Below are 1,381 nucleotides of genomic sequence, written 5' to 3' on the forward strand. Positions count from 1 at the left end.
GCCCAGTTCGCGCCGTACAGCTCCGCGAAGTCGGTGTAGTCGATCGCCACCACCGCGTCACCGGTCGCACCGGCCGGCGGGGTCACCGTGAAGACCAGACCCTCGACGTCGGCGGCCGAGGACTCGGCCTGGCTCGCCAGAGCGACCTGCCAGTCACCCTCCAGCGCCGTCGTCTCCTCGGCGGTCGCCTCCGCCGGAGCGCCGATCCCGATCGGCAGCGTGCTGATCTGCTGCGTCTCCCCCGGCGCCAGCGCGTCCACCGTCCCGGTCGCCGGCGTCGTGATGCCGGTGCCCACCGGGGCGGTGATCTTGGTCGGCTCGTAGTCCTCCGCCAGAGGCACCTCGGGCGTCGTCAGTTCGGCGAGACCGCCACCGTTCTCACCCTCGACCAGTTCGGCCGCGGGGAGGTCAACGAGTTCGACGTCCGCACGTTTGTTCGGGGGCGGTGCGGCGTACGAGGCCGGCAGCATGCCGATCGTCACGGCGGTGGCAACCACCGTGACGACACCGACTCTTGCGCGCCTGCGTCGGCGCTTCAGCGCTTGGGTGCCGGGGAGATATCCCCGGCCACTCCATGAAAGCGATCCCCACACGACGGCCGCGGCCCCCCACAGTCGATCCCGACCACCGGCCCATCCATGCGGAAACACACGGCGCCGAAGGCTAATTGATTCGCCGAATATTCACCTACACCTTCACAAGTCGTCAAACACTTTTTGCTTCAAGTGACTTCACTCACGCATTATTTATGTTCAATTTACACTTACATTACCAATCGACAGCTACGCGGGAATTCCCATTGTTTACGTCAAAGTTCTACGGAGATCACCCAAGGATTCCGATCCCTTCACAAAAGACGCAACTCGACGAACGAATCATCCTCACCTGTTGCGCTTTGTCCCGGCCACTGAACCCACAGGTCAACCCACCTTGGGCTCGACAGGTGATCCTCGCCGCAGAGAATGGTGTTGACATGTTCCCAACAATCACCCTTACGAGGTGGGCACACCTATGGATGTCGTGTGTCTCTTCCGGCATGCTCTTGTTCCGCCCTTCTCCGTCGGGGCTGAATTCATTCCCTCCGGGACGATTCCCGGAGGGGGCGGGGCCAACAGGAAATTTTTGCGGCAGGCGTGAGATCCGGAGCGCCCGGCGAACGGCCATGCCGTTTCCGGTGTTCTCGCGGTTCAGCGCCCGCCGTCTTTCGGGGGAGGGAATCCAGCACCGTGGAACGTCGTCGTCCCAGCCGGGCAACCGTCCGGCGCACTGCGGCGGGGGTGGCAGCGCTCGTCGCGGCCGGCCTCGGTTTCGCCATGCTCGGGCCCGCCCCCGATGACCCGGTGCGGGAGTCCGCCGCGCCGGTCACGCCCGCCACCGCCCC

At 65.2% G+C, this 1,381-nt stretch carries 1 protein-coding gene; it reads right to left on the reverse strand.

Features of this window, described 5'->3' with window-relative positions:
* On the reverse strand, nt 1–497 hold a 497-nt coding region (locus ACWD3D_RS37100; RefSeq protein ID WP_451465029.1), incomplete at its 3' end, for a hypothetical protein.
* Nucleotides 498–1,381 lie beyond the last annotated feature (884 nt).

Source organism: Streptomyces sp. NPDC002690, from assembly GCF_053592415.1.